Source organism: Azospirillum rugosum (genome assembly GCF_017876155.1).
In the GTDB taxonomy this organism is placed as follows: domain Bacteria; phylum Pseudomonadota; class Alphaproteobacteria; order Azospirillales; family Azospirillaceae; genus Azospirillum; species Azospirillum rugosum.
Window position 1 is genome coordinate 126,664 of sequence record NZ_JAGINP010000002.1, and the last position, 19,483, is coordinate 146,146.

The following is a 19,483-nucleotide window of genomic DNA, read 5'->3' on the forward strand; positions in this document are numbered from 1 at the left end:
GAGCTTATCCATCCGGTCGGGCTCACGCGAACCGCTTGCCGAGGGCGGCTTGGCGGGCCAGACTCCCGGCATGAGCGATACGCCGGAGATGATCAGCAACGAGCCCGCGCCGGCCGCGCCACCGCAGCCGGGCCTGCTCGACCGAACCCTGGACTCCCTGCGCGCCCGCTGGCGCGAGATCGCCGCGTCGGCCCGCGGCGTGGTGGGCGCAGCGCCACGCGCCTCCCTCCCCAAGGAGGACGCGGAGCGCCTGAAGGAGCAGATCGAGGCCTGTCTGGTAGGCCGCGGCGGCGAGGTGTCGGCGCGCGCCCGCGCCGCGCAGCTCGGCCGCACCTACCTGGCGCTCGACCCCCGCGGGCGGCGCAACTTCCTGATGATGCTCGCGCGCGACTTCGACGTGGACCGCGCCGCGGTGGACGAGGCCATGGCGACCTTCCTGGCGGCCACCGACCCGGTCGGCCGCGGCCACGCCGAGCGAGCGCTGCGCCGGGCGCTGGAGCCGCCGCGCCTGCGCCTGCTGACCCAGTTCAACGCGCTGCCCGAAGGGGTGAAGTTCCTCGTCGACCTGCGCGCCGAGCTGATGGAGATGGCGCGCGGCGAGCCGCTGCTCCAGGCGCTGGAGGACGACCTGAAGAACCTGCTGCGGCATTGGTTCGACGTCGGCTTCCTGGAAATGCACCGCATCACCTGGGACAGCCCGGCCTCCCTCCTGGAAAAGCTGATCAAGTACGAGGCGGTGCACGAGATCAGCGGCTGGCAGGACCTGAAGGACCGGCTCGACTCCGACCGGCGCTGCTTCGCCTTCTTCCACCCGCGCATGCCCAACGAGCCGCTGATCTTCGTCGAGGTCGCGCTGGTCCAGGGCATGTCCGACAACGTCCAGGCGCTGCTCGACCCGTCCGCCCCCGTCTGCGACCCGAAGAGCGCCGACAGCGCCATCTTCTACTCCATCTCCAACGCGCAGGTTGGGCTGGCCGGCATCAGCTTCGGCAACTTCCTGATCAAGCGCGTGGTCGACGGGCTGACCAACGAGTTCCCCAACATCAAGTGCTTCGCCACCCTGTCGCCGATTCCCGGCTTCCGCCGCTGGCTCGACCAGGAGCTGAGGGAGCGCGGACACGCGCTGCTGACCCCGCCGGAGGCCGAACGACTCGCCGAGGCGCTCGCCGAGCGGGGATCGGATGGTGCCGATTCCGGGGGCGATGACGGCGCCGAGGGGCCGCCGGTGCTGGCCGCCGCGCTGGCCCTTCCCGGCTGGCACCAGGACGAGGATCTGCAGAAGCGGATGCGCGGCCCGCTGACCCGGCTGTGCACCCAGTATTTGACCACCGCGCGCGCGTCCGATCGCCGCAGCGAGCGTCCCGGCGCCGCCCCGGCGCGGGCGCTCGACCCGGTCGCGCACTTCCACCTGAGCAACGGCGCGCGGATGGAGCGGCTGAACTGGCTGGGCGACACCTCGCCCAAAGGGCTGCGGCAGTCCTGCGGGATGATGATCAACTACCGGTACAAGTTGGCCGAAATCGACGCCAACCACGAGGCCTACCGGGGGGAGGGGAAGATCAATGCCTCCTCGTCGATCCGCTCGTCGGCCAAGGCCAGCGCGTGAGGTGGCGGCGCCACGCCAAAACGCACCCGTCAGGCCCCCAAAGAGGCTGTTTGCGGCGCGAACCCTGTGCTATAGAGCGGGCTTCGCCGGCAGTCCGGCGGGTGTTCCGCACCCGTCGCGGGCTGTCTTTGCCATTGCGGGCGTGGCGGAATTGGTAGACGCGCTGGATTTAGGTTCCAGTGACTTCGGTCGTATGGGTTCAAGTCCCTTCGCCCGCACCATGGCAAACCCTTGGACCGCATGGGAACACACGGTTTCGGGCCGCCCGGACGGGCGCCGCCGGGCCGGACAACGAGATAGGCTTTCGTTCCGATGAACATCACCGAGACCAGCGCCGACGGCCTGAAGCGCGAGTACAAGGTCGTCATTTCCGCCCAGGATATCGAACAGAAGGTGCAGGGCCGGCTCGACGAGCTGCGCCAGACGGTGCAGCTGCCCGGCTTCCGCCCGGGCAAGGTGCCGGTCGCCGTGATCAAGCAGCGCTACGGCGGCAGCGTCCTGGCCGAGGCCCTGGAAGACGCCATCGCCGACAGCTCGCGCCAGGCGCTGAGCGAGCGCGGCCTGCGCATCGCCATGCAGCCGAAGATCGAGGTCGAGAAGTACGAGCAGGGCGGCGACCTGTCCTACACCATGGGCGTCGAGCTGCTGCCGGACATCGAGCCGGGCGACTTCGCCGCCCTGGAGCTGGAGAAGCCGGTCGCCGAGGTGGACGAGACGGCCGTCGACGAGGCGGTTGCCCGTCTGGCGTCCGCCCACTCCGTCCAGGCCCCGGTCACCGAGGACCGTCCGGCCGAGAAGGGCGACATCGCCGTGATCGACTTCGCCGGCACCGTCGGCGGCGAGGCCCTGCCGGGCATGGACGGCAAGGACTATCCGCTGGAGCTGGGCGCCAACCAGTTCGTTCCGGGCTTCGAGGACCAGCTGGTCGGCGCCAAGGCCGGCGAGCACCGCACGGTCACCGTGACCTTCCCGGCCGACTACCCGCACGACCGCCTGAAGGGCGCGGAGACGGTGTTCGAGGTCGACGTGAAGGAGCTCCGCAAGAACGTCCCGGCCGAGGTCAACGACGACCTCGCCAAGGAGTTCGGCATGGAGAGCCTGGAGAAGCTGCGCGAGGCCGTCCGCGACCGCATCAAGAGCGAGTATGCCAACGTGTCGCGCCTGCGCGTGAAGCGCCAGCTGCTCGACAAGCTGGCCGAGGGGCACTCCTTCGAGGTCCCGCCGGGCATGGTGGACATCGAGTTCAACGGCATCTGGGAGCGCCTCCAGGAGGAGCTGAAGAACGGCACCGCCGGTGAGGACGCCGGCAAGCCGGAGGAGGAGCTGAAGACCGAGTACCGCGGCATCGCCGAGCGCCGCGTGCGCCTGGGCCTGCTGCTGTCCGAGGTCGGCCGCCGCAACAACATCCAGGTGAGCCAGGACGAGCTGAACCGCGCCCTGATCGCCGAGGCGCGCCGCTTCCCCGGCCAGGAGCGCCAGGTGTTCGACTTCTTCAAGCAGAACCAGCAGGCGCTTGAGAACCTCCGCGCCCCGATCTTCGAGGACAAGGTCGTCGACTTCATCCTGGACCAGGCCAAGGTGAACGAGAAGCCCGTGTCGGTCGATGAGCTGATGAAGGACCCCGACGAAGAGGCCGCCGCGGCCTGATCGGCGAGAAAGGATGAGGGGCGGCCTACCGGCCGCCTCGATCCATACCTATATGAATGTCTGCTCAGACCTCAAACGAGCTGCGGGAGCAGGGAAGAACAACATGTACGACTTCGAACCGAAGATGAATGCTCTGGTCCCGATGGTCATCGAGCAGACCAACCGGGGCGAACGGGCGTACGACATTTATTCGCGACTGCTGAAGGAGCGGATCATCTTCCTGATCGGCGGCGTCAACGATGCCGTGGCCAGCCTGATCTGCTCGCAGCTGCTGTTCCTTGAGTCGGAGAACCCGAGCAAGGACATCGCGCTCTACATCAATTCTCCGGGCGGCTACGTCTCGGCCGGCCTCGCCATCTACGACACCATGCAGTACATCCGTCCGCAGGTGTCCACGGTGTGCATGGGGCAGGCGGCCTCCATGGGCTCGCTCCTGCTGGCCGCGGGCGCGCCGGGCAAGCGCTTCTCGCTGCCGAACAGCCGGATCATGATCCACCAGCCGTCGGGCGGCGCCCAGGGCCAGGCCTCGGACATCGAGATCCAGGCCCAGGAGATCCTGAAGCTGCGGTCGCGCCTCAACGACATCTACGTCAAGCACACCGGCCAGACGCTCGACACGATCGAGGCCGCGATGGAGCGCGACAAGTTCATGTCGCCGGAGGAGGCCAAGGCTTTCGGCCTGATCGACGAGGTGGTGGAGAAGCGTCCGGGCGGCGACAACAGCGCGTCGTAACCGGCGTCACCGCGTCCCCCGGTCCATGCCGGGGGAGGGGCGGTGGCGGTCGTCCGATGCGGCGGTGCACAATCGCCCGCCGCCCGGTGGGGCGACGAACAAATGATTGATTGCGCCGTTTCCCTGTTGTTGAATGGCAGCGAGACGGCCCGACGGGTCGGGTTCGGGCGCCGTAAGGATGCTTTGGACCATGTGTGAGCGGATGCGTTAACCTTGTCGAAGGCATTGCCAGAGACAACCTTTGAAAGGACCGGCGTCGGGGGACGCCGCAGGCGGTTGACTGGTAACGGATGAGTCCCCCGCGAGATGACGGAGTACCGATGAGCAAGTCCAGCAGCGGCGATTCGAAGAACACGCTCTACTGCTCCTTTTGCGGCAAGAGCCAGCACGAGGTCCGCAAGCTGATTGCCGGTCCGACGGTGTTCATCTGTGATGAATGCGTCGAGCTGTGCATGGACATCATTCGCGAGGAGAACAAGACGACCCTCGTGAAGTCCCGCGACGGCGTGCCGACCCCGCGCGACATCCATGCGGTGCTGGACGATTACGTGATCGGCCAGGACCACGCGAAACGCGTCCTTTCGGTCGCGGTGCACAACCACTACAAGCGGTTGGCGCACGGCACCAAGCACAACGACGTCGAACTGGCGAAGTCCAACATCCTGCTGATCGGCCCGACGGGCTGCGGCAAGACGCTGCTCGCCCAGACGCTCGCCCGAATCATCGACGTGCCCTTCACGATGGCCGACGCGACGACGCTGACCGAAGCCGGTTACGTCGGCGAGGACGTCGAGAACATCATCCTGAAGCTCCTGCAGGCCGCCGACTACAACGTCGAGCGCGCGCAGCGCGGCATCGTCTACATCGACGAGGTCGACAAGATCAGCCGCAAGTCCGACAACCCGTCGATCACGCGGGACGTGTCGGGCGAGGGCGTGCAGCAGGCCCTGCTGAAGATCATGGAAGGCACCGTCGCCTCCGTGCCGCCGCAGGGCGGCCGCAAGCACCCGCAGCAGGAGTTCCTCCAGGTCGACACGACCAACATCCTGTTCATCTGCGGCGGCGCCTTCGCCGGCCTCGACAAGATCATCGCCCAGCGCGGCAAGGGCACGTCGATCGGCTTCGGCGCCGACGTCCGCGGCCCGGACGAGCGGTCGACCGGCGATATCCTGCGCGAGGTCGAGCCCGAGGATCTGCTGAAGTTCGGCCTGATCCCGGAATTCGTCGGCCGCCTGCCGGTCGTCGCCACGCTGGCGGACCTGGACGAGAGCGCGCTGGTCGAAATCCTCACCCGTCCGAAGAACGCGCTGGTCAAGCAGTACCAGCGCCTGTTCGAGATGGAGGACGTCCGTTTGGAGTTCTCCGAGGACGCGCTGAAGAACATCGCCCACAAGGCGATCCAGCGGAAGACCGGCGCGCGCGGCCTGCGTTCGATCATGGAATCGATCCTGCTCGATCCCATGTTCGACCTTCCCGGCCTGGCTGGTGTCGAAAGCATCCTCGTAAACAAGGAAGTGGTCGAAGGGCGTGCCAAGCCGCTCTATGTCCACGCCGAGCGCCGCGGGGAACAACAGGCGCCGGGTGCGTAAAGAATAGCGAAGGCGTGTGCCCAGGGAATGGGCACGCGTCATTCGATTTCCATAGGACGGCAACGATCGAACGGGCGCGTGAACACGCGCCCGTTTTTGCTGTGATTTTGTCCGATTAAGGGGCGGAATACCGCCTTACAGCCCCTTGAAGGGGCACGGGGGCTGTGCCACGTTAGAAAGCGTGCCGGTTTTCGTGCCCCGCGCTCATCCCGAGGCAGGGCCCTTCTCAGGCCCATCCCGGGCTGACGGCGTCCCAATCAAGAGGCCCAATCAATGTTCGAAATCCCCCGTGGTGCCCTCTATCCGGTCCTGCCGCTGCGCGACATCGTGGTCTTCCCCCACATGATCGTGCCGCTCTTCGTCGGCCGCGAGAAATCCGTGCGCGCCCTGGAAGACGTCATGAAGGATGATAAGCAGATCCTTCTCGTCACCCAGAAGAACGCCGCGCAGGACGATCCGACGCCGGCGGACATCTACAGCGTCGGTACCGTCGGCACCGTGCTGCAGCTGCTGAAGCTGCCCGACGGGACGGTGAAGGTGCTCGTGGAGGGCGGCCAGCGGGCGTCCATCACGAAGTTCGCCGAGAACGAGGATTTCTTCCAGGCCTACGCCGACCTCGTCGAGGAGAAGGTCGGCGAGAGCCAGGAGCTGGAAGCGCTGGGACGCGCCGTCGTGTCGCAGTTCGAGCAGTACATCAAGCTCAACAAGAAGATCCCGCCGGAGGTGCTGGTCTCGATCAACCAGATCGAGGAGCCGGGCAAGCTCGCGGACACCGTGGCCTCGCACCTCGCCCTGAAGATTCCGGAAAAGCAGCAGCTCCTGGAATGCGCCACCGTTTCGGAGCGCCTGGAGCGGGTCTACGCCTTCATGGAAGGCGAGATCGGCGTGCTGCAGGTGGAAAAGCGCATCCGCAACCGCGTCAAGCGGCAGATGGAGAAGACCCAGCGCGAGTACTACCTGAACGAACAGCTGAAGGCGATCCAGAAGGAACTCGGCGAGACCGAGGACGGCCGCGACGAGTCGGCGGAGCTGGAAGAGAAGATCAACAAGACCCGCTTCTCCAAGGAGGCCCGCGACAAGGCGCTCGCCGAGCTGAAGAAGCTGCGGTCGATGAGCCCGATGTCGGCCGAGGCCACCGTCGTGCGCAACTATCTGGACTGGATGCTGTCCATTCCGTGGAAGAAGCGCACCAAGGTGAAGAAGGACCTGAAGCTCGCCCAGAAGATCCTGGACGCCGACCATTACGGCCTGGAGAAGGTCAAGGAACGCATCCTTGAGTATCTCGCGGTCCAGAACCGCATGAACAAGGTCAAGGGCCCGATCCTGTGCCTGGTCGGCCCGCCCGGCGTTGGCAAGACCTCGCTCGGCAAGTCGATCGCCAAGTCGACGGGGCGCAACTTCGTCCGCATGTCGCTCGGCGGCGTCCGCGACGAGGCGGAGGTCCGCGGCCACCGGCGCACCTACATCGGCTCCATGCCCGGCAAGGTGATCCAGGGCATGAAGAAGGCGAAGTCGTCGAACCCGCTGTTCCTGCTGGACGAGATCGACAAGCTTGGCGCCGACTGGCGCGGCGACCCGTCCTCGGCCCTGCTGGAGGTCCTGGACCCTGAGCAGAACGGCACCTTCAACGACCATTACCTGGAGGTCGACTACGACCTGTCCGACGTGATGTTCGTCTGCACGGCCAACACGATGCGCATGCCGCAGCCGCTGCTGGACCGTATGGAGATCATCCGGGTCGCCGGCTACACCGAGGACGAAAAGGTCGAGATTTCCAAGCGCCACCTGATCGAGAAGCAGATCGAGGCGAATGGTCTGAAGAAGGGTGAGTTCACCATTTCGGACGACGCCCTGCGCGACCTGATCCGCTACTACACCCGTGAGGCCGGCGTCCGCAGCCTGGAGCGCGAGATCGCCAACCTGTGCCGCAAGGCCGTGAAGGAGATCCTGATGAAGGGCTCCGGCGGCGGCAAGGTGACGGTCACCCGCCGGAATCTGGACAAGTACGCCGGCGTCCGCCGCTTCCACTTCGGCGAGGCCGAGCTGGAGGATCTGGTGGGCGTGACCACGGGCCTGGCCTGGACCGAGGTTGGTGGCGAGTTGCTGTCGATCGAGGCGGTGTCGCTGCCGGGCAAGGGCCGCGTCACCACCACCGGCAAGCTGGGCGATGTGATGAAGGAATCGGTCCAGGCGGCCGAGAGCTACGTCAAGTCGCGCGCTACGGCCTTCGGCATCAAGCCGACCTTGTTCGAGAAGCGGGACATCCACGTCCACGTTCCGGAAGGCGCCACCCCGAAGGACGGCCCGTCGGCCGGCGTGGCGATGATCACCTCCATCGTGTCCGTCCTCACCGCCATTCCGGTGCGCAAGGACGTGGCGATGACCGGCGAGATCACGCTGCGCGGCCGCGTGCTCCCGATCGGCGGTCTGAAGGAAAAGCTGCTGGCGGCCCTGCGCGGTGGCCTCAAGCACGTGCTGATCCCGAAAGACAACGAAAAGGATTTGGCCGACATTCCGGACAACGTGAAGCGCGGATTGGAAATCATTCCGGTCAGCACGGTGGACGAAGTCTTGAAGAACGCGCTGGTTCGTCCGTTGGAGCCGATCGAGTGGACGGAGCCGGAGGCTGTCGAGCCCGCCGTTGCGAAGCAGCAGACCGACGCGACCGGTGAAGTCATTCGTCACTGACCCGGTTTTCAGGGTTATGGCCGCGTAAAAATGCGGCTCCTGTCCAGAACGCCCGCCCGTCGCCAATTGACGGGCGGGCGTTGCTGTGTTTATCCTTTTACGTGCAAAGTCGTGGGGCGGCTTTGTTCAAACGATTGTTTGCAGAGTTGGGAAGGGGGAATAAGTGAACAAGAACGATCTCGTGGCGCACGTCGCCGATGCTGCGGGTTTGTCTAAAACTGACGCGACCAAAGCGGTTGACGCGGTGTTTGAAGGGATCGCCGACTCGCTCAAGAAGGGTGACGAGGTGCGTCTGGTTGGATTCGGCACTTTCGCCGTTGCCGAGCGCGCGGCCAGCGAGGGGCGCAATCCCCGCACCGGTGAGAAGATCGCCATCCCGGCCTCTAAGCAGCCGAAATTCAAGCCCGGCAAGACGTTGAAGGACGGCTTGAACTGATCCCCGCTTTCGGGGCATAGTGCCGACCGGCCGGGCAACCCCGGCCGGTTTTCGTTTGCGGCACCGGCATGGACGATTGCGCGGCGCCTGCGACGGGCGATTAGCTCAGCGGTAGAGCATCTCGTTTACACCGAGAGGGTCGGGGGTTCGAAACCCTCATCGCCCACCAACCTTTTCAAGCACTTAGCGACCGACCGCGGCCCCTCTTGGGGCCGTTTCGCGTTTCTAGGTAACAATTAGGTAACACCGCCCGCCGGATAGGGCAGGGGGCGGGCCGCTCCGCATGGAGCGTTGCCCCATGTTGCTTGATGTATCGTCATGTTATGGATTTTTGCTTGACAGAAAAGGCGTGCATATCCTTCTATTCAGTTAACACGACACCCCGCCTCGGAGAGTTCCCATGGAAACCGCAGACGCAACCGCCGAACAGGATCGGTTCGCCTACGAGTTCGGCATCCGCCTGGAGGCGGCGCGGATGACGCTGCAGCTCACCCCGGCCGACATGTGCAAGCTGCTCGGGTGCGCCCGCAGTACCTACACACAATACATCCGCGGCGGCTCAATGATTGCGGCGCAACGGTTGGCGCCCCTGGTGAAGCGCGGCATTTCCAGCGACTATTTGCTGTTCAACGTCAAGACGGCAATCCCGGCTGGCCTCATTAAGGACTTGGAAGAGAACGAGCAGACGGCCAAGATCGAGCGGGATAAGCCGCAGAACAAGGGACGTCGCGACCTCTAAGTCTTCAGGCCTTCTCGCAAAGACACTACTGAAAACTTGCGCACCGTGCCGCCCTGGCGGCGCGGTGCTTTGTCGTGCCCGCCTGCCGACCCGGCCCGTTGCACCCTTTTTCTGTGACACAGAAAAAGGCGCTTGACGCTTTTCTGTGTCACAGAAATACTGCGCCGTGCAACATGGCTGAAAGTGGTGCCACTTTCGCCGCGAACTCCCAGACGGGCAGGACACATGAACACTCGATTTCTGCGCTTTCCCGAGGTTCAGGCCAGGGTCGGCGGGTACACGCGGGTCCATATCGACCGGCTCGAAAAGCAGGGGAAGTTCCCCAAGCGCGTGAAGATCGGCGCGAACGCTGTCGGCTGGGCCGAGAACGAAATCGACGCCTGGATGAAGGAGAAGATGGTTGAGCGCGAGGCGGCCGGGCAGTCCGGCGGCGTCGCTCACCATGCCATGAACGGAGCCGACGGGCGGGAACACGTTGGCGCGTAATTCCCGCCGTCATCGCCGATAGCCGAACAGGTGTTGCGAGCACCGCGCTCGGCTCAAACCACAACACGGACCACAGGAGAACGGGCCATGAGTGGACCCGACTATAGCACGGGTGCGCCCGGTGTGCGCAACCCTTCCGATGGAGCTTCGTCCGGTTTGGCTGCGCCGGACCTTCAGGCCGATGCGCCGCTTGTGGCGCTTTGGCGCCAGCTCGGCGAGGTGACCGCCCACCTCACGACCCTGGAGACCAGGCGCGATGTCGTTGCCCAGAGCCTCCCGGCCTGGGTGAGAGCCGAAGGCCAAAGCTATCCCGAGTGGACCGACGAGATGCTGCTGGAGCACGCCATCCCGCCGGAACTCGGCCGGCGCTTCGGCCCGGTCGAAATTCACGCGCTCAACGAGACGCTGGAGCGCTCCTGCCCGATGCGGGTGGAGCTGGAGAAGGAAGCCGGCGAGCGGCGCGTGGCGGCTTTCAAGGCGCGGATAGCTGAAGCCGATCAGGAGCGGGAGCGGATCGGCCTCACCGGCATTGACAGCGAGATTGAGGCCGTCGTCGAGGATCAGGTTTCGCTCATCCGGGAGATCGTGAGGGCGAAACACGCCACCGCGGCCGGCCTGCTCGTTCGGGCGTGGACGTGGCTTCTCAGCCACTCGGATTTCGGCCGCATGAGCCGCGAAGAAGTGATCGCCAGCGACGATGGCGCCGCCGTGCTCCTCGACGTGATCGGCGACCTGCACCGCCAGTACCCCGCGACCGTCGCCGCGCTCCAGCCGCTGCCCGTGATCGTGAAGATCATCGGAGGTGCGGCATGACCCGCAAGCACGGAACTTCTCCGTCGCGCCGCTCGCTCCTGGCTTGCGCGTCGGCTGCGGCGCTGGCCGCGACCAGCCCGGCGCGGGCCGCCTCGACGCCCGGCGGCATCGACCTCTCGGGGGATGAAGCGCTCGTCACCCTGTGGGTGCGCTTCGTGGAGCTTTCGGCGCAGTACGTCGAAGCCAAGGCCAAGGTGAAGGAGGCCGTCAACCGTCTGCCGCAGTGGGCGCGCTGGCAGAGCGCCAGTTGGGGCGGCTTCACGGGCGAACCGGAATGGACCGACGAGATGCTGCGCGATCTGGCGATACCGGAGAGTGTCGGCCGGCGGCCGAACTTCAAGGGGCTCGAAGACCTCGCCGCCGAGACGATGAAGGAGGCGTATCGCCCCTATACCAAGAACGGGAGCGCCGCTGGTGCCTCGTTACTGTGCCTCCTCGATAAGGCGCAGCTCGCCCGTGGCGAACTGCCGGTCGACGCGATCTACCACGAACCTGAACCTTCCGCCGCCCGTGATCTGAACGAGCGCCGGTGGGCGGCCTACCGCCGCCGGCACGACGAGCAGAGGGCCGAGGAAGACAAGGCCGGCGTCACTGCGGCGAACGAGGTTGCCGATCAGCTGTCGAACGCTCTCCACGACGTGAAGTGGGAAATCATCGATAGCAACGCCAACACGGCCGCCGGGACGATCATCAAGCTCCGGGTGCTGGCCTTCCAGAAGACCGAAGAGGGCGCCCTTCAACCGGACGAGATGGACTCCGAAGACCGGGCCATTGTGGGGCTCGCGCGCCAGATCGAGCGCATCTTCCCCGACATCGCCGCCGTCCTTCCGCTCGATCCGATCACCAGCAAGATCCTTGGGGGTGCGGCATGACCGACATTCCGATCACCGTCATTCCGCCCGGCGCCTTCGGTGACGAGGCTCTGCTTTCCGCCTTCGGCCGCTGGCTGCCGCTCACCATCAATGCCGTGGAGCACGGCTACGACCCATCACCGGAGGAGAACGAGGTCTCGAAAGAAAGCGTCTCGTTCTACATCGACACCCCGGCGCTCTCGCCCGTCGGCGTGATCATGAAGATGGCCGCCTTCATGTATTGGGCTGATGATGTCGGTGGGTTCACCGAAGACCACGAACACCCGCTCTACAAGTTCAAGCTCTCCCTTCCCAAAGAAGCAGAGCGTGTAGGCGGGCCTCTTGCTCGCGACGCTGTTGGGTTCGGGTTGCGCATGATCGAACAATACATGCTCCGCGCAGAAAAACGTGACAGCGACCAGAGTGGCGAAATCACGAAGCTCCGTGCGCAGGTCAATGGGACGGAAATCAAACCTTCGCTCGATACCCTGTGGCTGGTGCGGTGCATCGGCGAGAACTGGAACGCTTACAACGAGTTGGACCCGTGCGTTCGTCGCCGTGAGCCGGGCGAGCCGGAAAGGAACTCCGTTCGCGACCGCGAGTACGACGCTCGTGTAGACCGGAACTTCGTGTTGGCCGACATGCTTCTGCACAGCGGGAGCCGGACGGTTGGCGACGTGGCCTTGCAGGCTGTGGTCGCCGCTTTGTTTATGGACGGCATCGTCACGGACCTGGAGGCGATCGACAATGAGCACGGCGGCTATGCCGTGGCCGCCCGGAACGCTCGGGCTATATGGCGAATGCTGGAGGCGGCGGCGCCCGTTCTGGCCGCGACCGCTGGCATCAACCCGCGCGAAATGGGTCTCGGGTCGTACCTGCGGATTGACGAGTTCCCCGTTCCGACGAAGCCCGAACAGCCCACGGACATCCACATTCCCACCGGCCTCACCGACGCCGACATGGAAACCCTGTCCCTTGTCCGCAGCATGTCGCCTGAAGGCCGGGCGTCCTTCCTCGCGGTCGGCAAGGCCCTGCTCGCCCTATCGGAGGCCGAGAAGACCGGCGTCGGCATCGACGAGGCGATAGACGCGCTGGAGGCCGCCAACCCCCTGTCCGAGCCCATGCGCGCCTACGTCGCCGAACTGCGCGCCAAGCGCGCCAACGTCAAGACCGGAGGTGCCGCATGACCGGCCAATTCAAGGTGGTGCTCGGCAAGGAAGTCGAGCGGCGGCTGATCGACCTGCAGCTTGATCTGGTCGAACTCATGAGCACCCGGCTCCTGATCCAGGGCGCCTCGGGCGCAGGCAAGACGTGGACGCTGCGCCGGACGCTGGAGCAGTCGGCCCGCATGGTCCAGCAGATCGTCGTGGACATCGAAGGCGACTTCGCCTCGCTGTCCAAGCACTTCGGGCATGCCGTGGTCGGCGTGGACGAGGCGCGGCGGATCGGCGGGGCGGAGCTGGCCCACCACATCCGCGAGCACCGCTACTCGGCGGTTCTCGACCTGTCGGGGGCCGACCGGGACGAGCAGGCCTACATCGCCGCCGACTTCATGGAGGGGCTGGTCAGCGCGCCGCAGGCGACCTGGGAGACCGCGGCGCTGGTCGCGGTGGACGAGGCCCACACCATCGCCCCGGAGCGTTCGTCCGGTGCCGGCGACGACCGCAAGGCTTCAACCGGCGCCCTGGTCGATCTGGCCGCCCGCGGCCGCAAGCGGGGCCTGTGCCTCGTGGCTGGGACGCAGCGGGTCGCCAAGCTGCACAAGAACGTCGTCGCCGAGATGGGGAACGTCCTGATCGGCCGGACGGTGATCGACGTGGACGTGTCGCGGGCCGCCGGCCTGCTCGGCGTGAGCGCGGCGCAGGCGGCCAAGCTGCGGCAACTCAAGGCGGGCGACTTCTTCGCCGTCGGAACGGCGCTGGCGTCTCGCCCGACTCTGTTCCGGGTCGGCGAGGTCACCTCCGAACACCGCAGCACGCCGCCGCTCTCCGGCCCGTCCTCGCTCGACGCCGCGGAGGTGACGGCAATGCTCCGGGCCATGCCCCCGAAGAACAAGCCCGCGACCATGGACGAACCGGCGAACGATGCCGGCGCCGTCGCCATAGCGGCCGAGTGAGGGTGCCATCATGAACCTGAACATCCCCTATGAGGACGGCGAGCCGACCCGGATCGGCACCCTCGACCTCACCGGCCTGGAGCACTCCACCGAACTCGGCCCGATGCCCGAGTTCGTCATGATCCCGAAGGACTGGCTCTGCGTCGACCACACCTACCAGCGGAAGATGGAGGGGCGGCGCTCGGCCGAACTGGTCCGCAAGATCGTGGAAGAGTTCACCTGGGCGAAGTTCCAGCCGCTGACCGTCGTCCAGATGGAAGACGGCCGGTTCCTCGTGGTGGACGGGCAGCACCGCGCCACCGCCGCCACGCTCCACCCGTTGGTGGAGGAGGTGCCCTGTTGGGTCGTCCCGGCCCCGGAGCGCAAGGCACAGGCCAAGGTGTTCGTCGGCATCAACGCCGACCGGAACGCCATGAGCGCCCTGCAAATCTTCAAGGCCATGCTGGCGGCCGGCGACCCCGACGCCCTCCAGGTGAAATCGGTGTGCGAGCGGGCCGGGGTTACCATCGTCTACAGCATCTCCGGCGCCTCCAAGGCGCTCGCGCCGGCGCAGACGCAGGCGGTCAGCACCATCCGCAAGCTGATCGTCCAGCACGGGGAGGGGCCGGTGCTTGCCGCCCTCCAGACGCTGGTCGGAGCCTACCCGGACGTTCCGGGGCAGCTGCGGTCGCAGATCATTTCCGCGCTGACGGCGATGTTCGTCCGCTACGGCGACCGCATCGACCGTGACCGCCTGGTCAAGCTCCTGTGGGACCGGGACTGCGAGGATCTGCTGGAGGCCGCCCGCAAGGTGAAGAAGCTCATGGGCGGCAGCACGGAAAGCTGTCTCGTGGAGGCGCTGGTGCGGATCTACGACACCAAGCTCGCCGACGCCAAGAAGCTCAACCCGGCGGCTCCCGGCAACGTGGGAGCCGCAGCATGACCAGACACCCACCATCGGCGCTGGCGGCCATCGCCAGGGCCTACGGCGTGACCCTCGAAGAGGTCACGGTCGCCAACGAGCCCGCGTGGAAGGGGTGTTGCCCGTTTCACGCCGAGAAGACGCCGAGCTTCTACGTCTACGTGACCGACACGTTCCTGTGCCTCGGGTGCGGGGCGTCCGGTGACGGCGTCGAGTTCGTTCGGCGGATCGAGGAAGCCAAGACCGCATGGCTGGCGGCGTGCGCTGCGCACTTCGCCGAGCACTACAGCATGAACCGGGCTCGGGCCGCGCAAGCCGCCGCGTCGGCGTGGGGCGCCTGCCTCCAGCACCACGGCGATCAAGCCTCGGCTCTCACCTCCTGCCTGCCGGCCGATGCGGCGGACGAGTGCATGAAGTTCGGAGGCGCGGCATGAAGCGCAAGACCTCCAACCGGCGCCGGCTGGCCGACGCCCTCACCAACCTTTCGTGGTCCGAACGGCTGCGGGAGATTGATGGACGCCTCTCCGACCTCTTCGAGGAGGCCCTGAGCGAGGCCGCCATCAGGGACATTCAGGCCGGCAGCAACATCCGCTGGCTCGCGCCCGATGACGCCACTCTGGCTGACGTCGCCCACAAGCTGTCCGACGCGGCGCGCACCACCCTGACCGATGCGCTGGTGCTGCTGGGCGAGCCGGCCGGGCCGGTTTCAAGCGCGGCCGAGGCGGCGATCTGCCTGATGACCAGCCGCCCGGCGATCCGCAACATCGCCGTCCGCTGGATCAACGGCAACGGCCTGGAGGCGCTTCGGCGCGAGCTGATCGGCCTGCCGGGCATCGCCTTGTTGATGCTGGCTGCCTCCTACGAGAAGCCGACGGACGACACCGACTCGTTGGTTCGCATGGCTCACCGGATGGTTCCGGGCCGGGCGAAGGGGAGGGCGGCATGATGCGGCGCGCCTCCGAAACCAGCGTCGTGTCGGCTCTGCACCCGAACGACGTGCCGCCGGTTCCACCTGATCATGCGCAAGCGCTCGCCGTCATCGACGACCTGTGGGCGCGTGGCATCAAGGTCCCGGTGGAAAAGCTGGGCGACCTGAACCGCCTGGACGCCGACGAGATCCGCGACGGCTACATGGAGGGGATTTCCCCGGACAGTCCCGAGCCCGGCAACAACCGGTCCCGCGCGTTCTGGCACGGCTGGCGGAACGCCCGGATCGACCGCGGCCACCACGAGAAGGACGAGGCCGCAAAGGAGCTGGCGCGCCGCGCCTACTGGTGGGCGTGCCGAGCGCCGGCAACCGGCCGCGTCGCCGACGAACCCGACCGCTACGCCGACCTGGAAAGCGCCCTTGAGCGCGGGGAACTGGTGTGATGAAGAAACTCGACACCGACAAGCTGCTGAAGGTGCTGGCGATGGCCGGCTCCGATCAGGACGGCGAAGCGCTGGCTGCTCTGCGGAAGGCGCAGGGCATGCTCAAGGACGCCGGGAAGACGTTCGGCGACCTCACCGTGAAGGGGCAGGACAGGGCGACCAAAGCCAAGCCCTCCCCGGCGGCCGGGCCGACCATCGTGGACATCTTCGCCGGCTTCGACGACCACATGGAGGCGAAGCAGCCCGGCTGGAAAGCCAAGCAGGCCGAGGCCCGCGCCGAGCGCACCCGCCGGGAGGCGGACGAGCGCGCGGCGGCGATTGCTAGGTACGGATCGCTGGAGCAGGCCAAGCAGCCGTGTCCGCGCGAACAGCGCCTGAATGAGGCCACGGCGCATCTGAAGCGCACGATCAGCAAGGAGTATGCCAACGGGACTTTCGACGTGGACAGCCTGGACGGCTGGACCGGCGGCTTTGACGATAAGATGCCGGACTCCGTCATGGCCGCCGTGGCGGGTGCCTACCCGATGCCTTCCACTCTTCGCGATGCCCGTGACGAGGCCCTGTACTGGACCGGCCGCAACCGTGAACTGGAGCGCGTTTGGACCGAGCCCGGGTCCATCTTCGGGGCGGACAGCTATCTTGGGCTGGCGGCAGATGCCCGGCGGATGCTGGTTGACGATCTGTGGCGCAAGGGGCCGATCGCCACGCTGGACGACCTCCAGGTGCGGATCGAATGCGCCGCTTCGGAGGAATGGCGCGACCTCGCTTCCGACGCCATGCCGGGCATCCTCGAAGCCTTCAATCGGCTGGTGCCAAATGCCCCCGTGGAGGGCATTTCGCCCGTGATCTGGAAGGCGCCGCTCCGGCTGGTGCTGAAGGACGTGCCCGGCCAGTGCCTCGCGCTGGCGCTGCACGACCAGGACGGCGAGAAGGTGGCCGTCAACATCAAGCCCACGGACGCCCTGGCGCTGGCGGTTGACCTGACCAGCTCCACCCGGCAGCGGATGAAAGGGGGTGCTGCATGAGCACCTCCCATTCTGACCTGCTGGATCTCTACCGTCGGTGGCGCCACGCCACCCGGCAGGGGGAGCGCTTCGCTCGGATCTGTGAAGACCTCGAAGAGGCCATGGACACGCCTTGGCCGCTGGTCTGCATGCCGTCCTATGCCGGTGGCGGGATCGTGGAGGGGCTGTACCGGATCGAGCAGGACGAGCGCCTTCTCGACATCGACCGGGAGCGGCTGACGGCGGAATACCGCGAGAAGTGGGCCGTCTACCAAGCCGCCAAGGAGGCGTGCGGGGCCGAGGCTGCCCACGATGAATCGGTGCGCTGGGAACGGGAAGCCTCAACGCTGGCCGCGCAGATCATGACGACCCCAGCCCGCACGCTGGAGGAGATGCACGCCAAGACGGCCGTGGGGCTGCGCTTCGCCGATGCCAAGGCGTCGTGCGAAGATCCCGATGGTGCGCTTCAGTCCCTCCGCTGCGACATCGGCCGCGCGCTCCGGGGCCAGCGCCGCGGGCGGAATGGCGCCGACGGCTCCCCGGTTGAGCAGCGCGTCGCCGACCTTGTGCGCCTTCGGGACGAGTTCGAACGCCTCTGGGAGGCGGACGAGGACAGCGCCGAAACCAGTGCATGCGGGTTCCGCGTCGACGCCGCGGTGCAGGCGATCTACGGCGCGCCCATCGACACCATGGCCGACGCCGCCGCGGTGCTCCGGGGCGTGCTGGTCCATGGCGCCGAAGAGATGAACCGCAGCGACATCCCGACGCTGGAAAGGCTGTCCGCCTTCCTCGACGCCCAGGCCGCCCGCGACAGCGCGGCGGCGCACCCGGCGGTTCCCGAGCTGATGCGCCTGTCCGCGCTGATGGGCTTCGGCCCCGGCGCTGAAGCCGGGCCGGCCGGGCAGGAGGTGGCCGGCCTGCTCGAACTGGAGCGGCTGCACCATGAAGTCGACCAGCGGTACCAGGCCCTGCCCGACGATCCGCCGGACGAGGTGTGGCAGCCGGTCTACCAGGAACTCCTGGACCTGGAGAACCGCATCACCGAGACCCCCATCACGACGATGGCGGGCGCTCTGGTGAAGCTGCGGCTCGCCCTCGGGCCGGTCGGCACCGGCGCTGGCGAGAACCCCGACCGCTGCTTGCACGGCGCCTGTGCGACGCTGGAGGCCGTGGCGGTCCAGGCCGGTTACAGCCCGCCCTGGACCAAGCAACAAGGGAGCGGCCAATGAAGCGCGGGGCGGCTCAAGGCCGCACCCTGCATCGTCCAACCTTCGCCGCGCGGGCTCGGGGCATCGCCTCCGACCTGCGCGAGTGCGTTGGAGAGGCAGAGGTCAATCGCGACGATCTGCGCGAGATCGCGCGGCGGGCTGATGCGCTGGCCGACGAGCTTGAGGGAGCGCAGAAATGAACCCCTCCAAGCACATCAAGCCGGCGCGGCGCTGGATCGGGTGGGTATGCGACTTCCTGCCGGAAGACCGGCAGAAGCGCCTCATCATGTGGGCGCGCCTCGTCGGGATCCTGTGCGCCTCCGACGCCGAAGCGATGGTCGCCGAGCGCGGCCTGAAGGAGGCGTGATGGGCAAGCTCCGGCACGTCGATTACTACCCCGACGAGTTCATTGTCGGCACGTCAGACATGCCGTGCGAGGTCAAGGGGGCGTATTGGACAATCTGCTCGCTGATCTACTCCAAGGGTGGCCCGGTGCAGGACGACGCGCACTGGCTCGCCAAGGTGTGCGGCTTGTCAACCCGGCGGTGGCCGTCCGTCCGTAAGGCGCTTCTCGACTCCGGGAAGATCACCGTCACGGACGGCAAGCTGTCGAACAACCGCTGCATGGTGGAGATCGAGCGGGCCGAGAAGCGGTCCAAGCAGGCCACCGTCAACGGCGAGCAGGGCGGGCGGCCGCGCGGTTCTGCCCCGGCCGAACCGCGTCAAACCCACGCTGAACCCCAGCTTGAACGGCAGTTCAGCGGCGCGAACACCTCCAGTTCAGATGGAGTTGATGGGCGGTTTGCTAGTGGTGATCTGTTCGAAAGCAATGGGTTAGGGAAACCGGGCGGTTTTTCTGGCGAAAAACTAACTAACCAACTAACCAACTTACCAACTAATCATCCCCCCTATGCCCCCCCTGCGGGGGGCAGCTCGCCTGCCGGCGAGCCGACCGACCAGGGCCTTCCGGAGGGCGACGCGCCTCGCCGTTCCCGCAGGGCGCGGGGCGACCGGGGAACGCGGGTGCCGGACGGGCCCTTGCCCGAGGCCTGGGCTACCGCAGCGAACCACACCCGCGAAAAGCACCATTACCCGCTGCTCAGCCGGCGGCTGCTGGCCGTGCGCTGGGAGGCCTTCCAAAACTACTGGCGTGGAGTCAGCGGCTCCAAGGGCTTCAAGCTCGATTGGAAGGCCACTTGGCTGAACGACTGCATCGACAACCGAACGGAGAAGCGGTTCCCGCCCGAGGCGGCGGCGAAGCCTCGCGCTCCCATGATCGACACGACGGGGTGACC

21 protein-coding genes and 2 tRNA genes are annotated in these 19,483 nt (G+C 66.6%); all 23 read left to right on the forward strand.

Going from position 1 to position 19,483, the window contains the following annotated elements; all coding sequences use genetic code 11:
- The first annotated feature begins 70 nt into the window (after positions 1 to 70).
- The 23 genes from J2851_RS03685 to J2851_RS03795 all read left to right on the forward strand — a co-directional run bounded on the left by J2851_RS03685 (position 71) and on the right by J2851_RS03795 (position 19,481).
- Positions 71 to 1,606 carry a malonyl-CoA decarboxylase gene (locus J2851_RS03685; protein WP_209764191.1) on the forward strand — a complete coding sequence of 512 codons (1,536 nt, stop codon included), beginning with the start codon at positions 71 to 73 and terminating at the stop codon, positions 1,604 to 1,606.
- 136 nt (positions 1,607 to 1,742) lie between these two features.
- Positions 1,743 to 1,827, forward strand: a tRNA-Leu gene (locus J2851_RS03690).
- Positions 1,828 to 1,918: 91 nt separating this feature from the next.
- Entirely contained in the window at positions 1,919 to 3,253 is a 1,335-nt protein-coding gene (tig, locus tag J2851_RS03695; RefSeq protein WP_209764194.1) for a trigger factor, read from the forward strand.
- A gap of 103 nt (positions 3,254 to 3,356) precedes the next feature.
- Positions 3,357 to 3,986 carry an ATP-dependent Clp endopeptidase proteolytic subunit ClpP gene (gene clpP, locus J2851_RS03700; RefSeq protein WP_209764196.1) on the forward strand — a complete coding sequence of 210 codons (630 nt, stop codon included), beginning with the start codon at positions 3,357 to 3,359 and terminating at the stop codon, positions 3,984 to 3,986.
- 320 nt (positions 3,987 to 4,306) lie between these two features.
- Positions 4,307 to 5,575 carry an ATP-dependent Clp protease ATP-binding subunit ClpX gene (gene clpX / locus J2851_RS03705; RefSeq protein ID WP_209764198.1) on the forward strand — a complete coding sequence of 423 codons (1,269 nt, stop codon included), beginning with the start codon at positions 4,307 to 4,309 and terminating at the stop codon, positions 5,573 to 5,575.
- A gap of 273 nt (positions 5,576 to 5,848) precedes the next feature.
- Complete coding sequence (lon, locus tag J2851_RS03710; RefSeq protein WP_209764200.1) at positions 5,849 to 8,263, forward strand: endopeptidase La; 2,415 nt, start codon at positions 5,849 to 5,851, stop codon at positions 8,261 to 8,263.
- Positions 8,264 to 8,426: 163 nt separating this feature from the next.
- Positions 8,427 to 8,699, forward strand: coding sequence for an HU family DNA-binding protein (locus J2851_RS03715; RefSeq protein ID WP_209764202.1), 273 nt, complete (start codon positions 8,427 to 8,429; stop codon positions 8,697 to 8,699).
- A 94-nt stretch (positions 8,700 to 8,793) separates the two neighbouring features.
- Positions 8,794 to 8,868 (forward strand) — tRNA-Val (locus J2851_RS03720).
- 231 nt (positions 8,869 to 9,099) lie between these two features.
- Positions 9,100 to 9,438 (forward strand): helix-turn-helix domain-containing protein, encoded by a 339-nt coding sequence (locus J2851_RS03725; protein ID WP_209764204.1) that lies wholly within the window; start codon positions 9,100 to 9,102, stop codon positions 9,436 to 9,438.
- A 225-nt stretch (positions 9,439 to 9,663) separates the two neighbouring features.
- The gene (locus J2851_RS03730) at positions 9,664 to 9,924 is read left to right on the forward strand and encodes a helix-turn-helix transcriptional regulator (RefSeq protein WP_209764206.1); all 261 of its coding nucleotides are present in this window, start codon (positions 9,664 to 9,666) and stop codon (positions 9,922 to 9,924) included.
- Between the two features lie 87 nt (positions 9,925 to 10,011).
- Positions 10,012 to 10,737 (forward strand): hypothetical protein, encoded by a 726-nt coding sequence (locus tag J2851_RS03735; RefSeq protein WP_209764210.1) that lies wholly within the window; start codon positions 10,012 to 10,014, stop codon positions 10,735 to 10,737.
- Positions 10,734 to 11,609 carry a hypothetical protein gene (locus J2851_RS03740; RefSeq protein WP_209764212.1) on the forward strand — a complete coding sequence of 292 codons (876 nt, stop codon included), beginning with the start codon at positions 10,734 to 10,736 and terminating at the stop codon, positions 11,607 to 11,609. The genes J2851_RS03735 and J2851_RS03740 overlap by 4 nt, the downstream gene beginning before the upstream one ends.
- On the forward strand, positions 11,606 to 12,775 hold the full coding sequence (locus tag J2851_RS03745; protein ID WP_209764214.1) for a hypothetical protein: 1,170 nt from the start codon (positions 11,606 to 11,608) through the stop codon (positions 12,773 to 12,775). The genes J2851_RS03740 and J2851_RS03745 overlap by 4 nt, the downstream gene beginning before the upstream one ends.
- Positions 12,772 to 13,704, forward strand: coding sequence for a helicase HerA domain-containing protein (locus tag J2851_RS03750; RefSeq protein WP_209764216.1), 933 nt, complete (start codon positions 12,772 to 12,774; stop codon positions 13,702 to 13,704). The genes J2851_RS03745 and J2851_RS03750 overlap by 4 nt, the downstream gene beginning before the upstream one ends.
- Positions 13,705 to 13,714: 10 nt before the next feature.
- Positions 13,715 to 14,626, forward strand: a complete 912-nt coding sequence (locus tag J2851_RS03755; RefSeq protein WP_209764218.1) for a DUF6551 family protein — start codon at positions 13,715 to 13,717, stop codon at positions 14,624 to 14,626.
- Positions 14,623 to 15,039 carry a CHC2 zinc finger domain-containing protein gene (locus tag J2851_RS36655; RefSeq protein ID WP_209764220.1) on the forward strand — a complete coding sequence of 139 codons (417 nt, stop codon included), beginning with the start codon at positions 14,623 to 14,625 and terminating at the stop codon, positions 15,037 to 15,039. Before J2851_RS03755 ends, J2851_RS36655 begins: the two co-directional genes overlap by 4 nt.
- A complete protein-coding gene (locus J2851_RS03765) occupies positions 15,036 to 15,551 on the forward strand; it encodes a hypothetical protein (protein WP_209764222.1) in 516 nt (171 codons plus the stop codon). Before J2851_RS36655 ends, J2851_RS03765 begins: the two co-directional genes overlap by 4 nt.
- Positions 15,548 to 15,976 carry a hypothetical protein gene (locus tag J2851_RS03770; protein WP_209764227.1) on the forward strand — a complete coding sequence of 143 codons (429 nt, stop codon included), beginning with the start codon at positions 15,548 to 15,550 and terminating at the stop codon, positions 15,974 to 15,976. Before J2851_RS03765 ends, J2851_RS03770 begins: the two co-directional genes overlap by 4 nt.
- Entirely contained in the window at positions 15,976 to 17,001 is a 1,026-nt protein-coding gene (locus tag J2851_RS03775; RefSeq protein ID WP_209764229.1) for a hypothetical protein, read from the forward strand. The genes J2851_RS03770 and J2851_RS03775 overlap by 1 nt, the downstream gene beginning before the upstream one ends.
- The gene (locus J2851_RS03780; protein WP_209764231.1) at positions 16,998 to 18,209 is read left to right on the forward strand and encodes a hypothetical protein; all 1,212 of its coding nucleotides are present in this window, start codon (positions 16,998 to 17,000) and stop codon (positions 18,207 to 18,209) included. Before J2851_RS03775 ends, J2851_RS03780 begins: the two co-directional genes overlap by 4 nt.
- The gene (locus J2851_RS03785; protein ID WP_209764235.1) at positions 18,206 to 18,388 is read left to right on the forward strand and encodes a hypothetical protein; all 183 of its coding nucleotides are present in this window, start codon (positions 18,206 to 18,208) and stop codon (positions 18,386 to 18,388) included. The genes J2851_RS03780 and J2851_RS03785 overlap by 4 nt, the downstream gene beginning before the upstream one ends.
- Complete coding sequence (locus tag J2851_RS03790) at positions 18,385 to 18,555, forward strand: hypothetical protein (RefSeq protein ID WP_209764237.1); 171 nt, start codon at positions 18,385 to 18,387, stop codon at positions 18,553 to 18,555. The genes J2851_RS03785 and J2851_RS03790 overlap by 4 nt, the downstream gene beginning before the upstream one ends.
- Positions 18,555 to 19,481: a DUF1376 domain-containing protein gene (locus tag J2851_RS03795; RefSeq protein ID WP_209764240.1), complete on the forward strand. Its 927-nt coding sequence runs from the start codon at positions 18,555 to 18,557 to the stop codon at positions 19,479 to 19,481. Before J2851_RS03790 ends, J2851_RS03795 begins: the two co-directional genes overlap by 1 nt.
- Positions 19,482 to 19,483: the final 2 nt, after the last annotated feature.

What these genes read in the sequence shown, in the direction of transcription:
- J2851_RS03685 (WP_209764191.1), top strand. Translation starts at nt 71, where the DNA reads ATGAGCGATACGCCGGAGATGATCAGCAACGAGCCCGCGCCGGCCGCG.
- tig (WP_209764194.1), top strand. Translation starts at nt 1,919, where the DNA reads ATGAACATCACCGAGACCAGCGCCGACGGCCTGAAGCGCGAGTACAAG.
- clpP (WP_209764196.1), top strand. Translation starts at nt 3,357, where the DNA reads ATGTACGACTTCGAACCGAAGATGAATGCTCTGGTCCCGATGGTCATC.
- clpX (WP_209764198.1), top strand. Translation starts at nt 4,307, where the DNA reads ATGAGCAAGTCCAGCAGCGGCGATTCGAAGAACACGCTCTACTGCTCC.
- lon (WP_209764200.1), top strand. Translation starts at nt 5,849, where the DNA reads ATGTTCGAAATCCCCCGTGGTGCCCTCTATCCGGTCCTGCCGCTGCGC.
- J2851_RS03725 (WP_209764204.1), top strand. Translation starts at nt 9,100, where the DNA reads ATGGAAACCGCAGACGCAACCGCCGAACAGGATCGGTTCGCCTACGAG.
- J2851_RS03730 (WP_209764206.1), top strand. Translation starts at nt 9,664, where the DNA reads ATGAACACTCGATTTCTGCGCTTTCCCGAGGTTCAGGCCAGGGTCGGC.
- J2851_RS03735 (WP_209764210.1), top strand. Translation starts at nt 10,012, where the DNA reads ATGAGTGGACCCGACTATAGCACGGGTGCGCCCGGTGTGCGCAACCCT.
- J2851_RS03740 (WP_209764212.1), top strand. Translation starts at nt 10,734, where the DNA reads ATGACCCGCAAGCACGGAACTTCTCCGTCGCGCCGCTCGCTCCTGGCT.
- J2851_RS03745 (WP_209764214.1), top strand. Translation starts at nt 11,606, where the DNA reads ATGACCGACATTCCGATCACCGTCATTCCGCCCGGCGCCTTCGGTGAC.
- J2851_RS03750 (WP_209764216.1), top strand. Translation starts at nt 12,772, where the DNA reads ATGACCGGCCAATTCAAGGTGGTGCTCGGCAAGGAAGTCGAGCGGCGG.
- J2851_RS03755 (WP_209764218.1), top strand. Translation starts at nt 13,715, where the DNA reads ATGAACCTGAACATCCCCTATGAGGACGGCGAGCCGACCCGGATCGGC.
- J2851_RS36655 (WP_209764220.1), top strand. Translation starts at nt 14,623, where the DNA reads ATGACCAGACACCCACCATCGGCGCTGGCGGCCATCGCCAGGGCCTAC.
- J2851_RS03765 (WP_209764222.1), top strand. Translation starts at nt 15,036, where the DNA reads ATGAAGCGCAAGACCTCCAACCGGCGCCGGCTGGCCGACGCCCTCACC.
- J2851_RS03770 (WP_209764227.1), top strand. Translation starts at nt 15,548, where the DNA reads ATGATGCGGCGCGCCTCCGAAACCAGCGTCGTGTCGGCTCTGCACCCG.
- J2851_RS03775 (WP_209764229.1), top strand. Translation starts at nt 15,976, where the DNA reads ATGAAGAAACTCGACACCGACAAGCTGCTGAAGGTGCTGGCGATGGCC.
- J2851_RS03780 (WP_209764231.1), top strand. Translation starts at nt 16,998, where the DNA reads ATGAGCACCTCCCATTCTGACCTGCTGGATCTCTACCGTCGGTGGCGC.
- J2851_RS03785 (WP_209764235.1), top strand. Translation starts at nt 18,206, where the DNA reads ATGAAGCGCGGGGCGGCTCAAGGCCGCACCCTGCATCGTCCAACCTTC.
- J2851_RS03790 (WP_209764237.1), top strand. Translation starts at nt 18,385, where the DNA reads ATGAACCCCTCCAAGCACATCAAGCCGGCGCGGCGCTGGATCGGGTGG.
- J2851_RS03795 (WP_209764240.1), top strand. Translation starts at nt 18,555, where the DNA reads ATGGGCAAGCTCCGGCACGTCGATTACTACCCCGACGAGTTCATTGTC.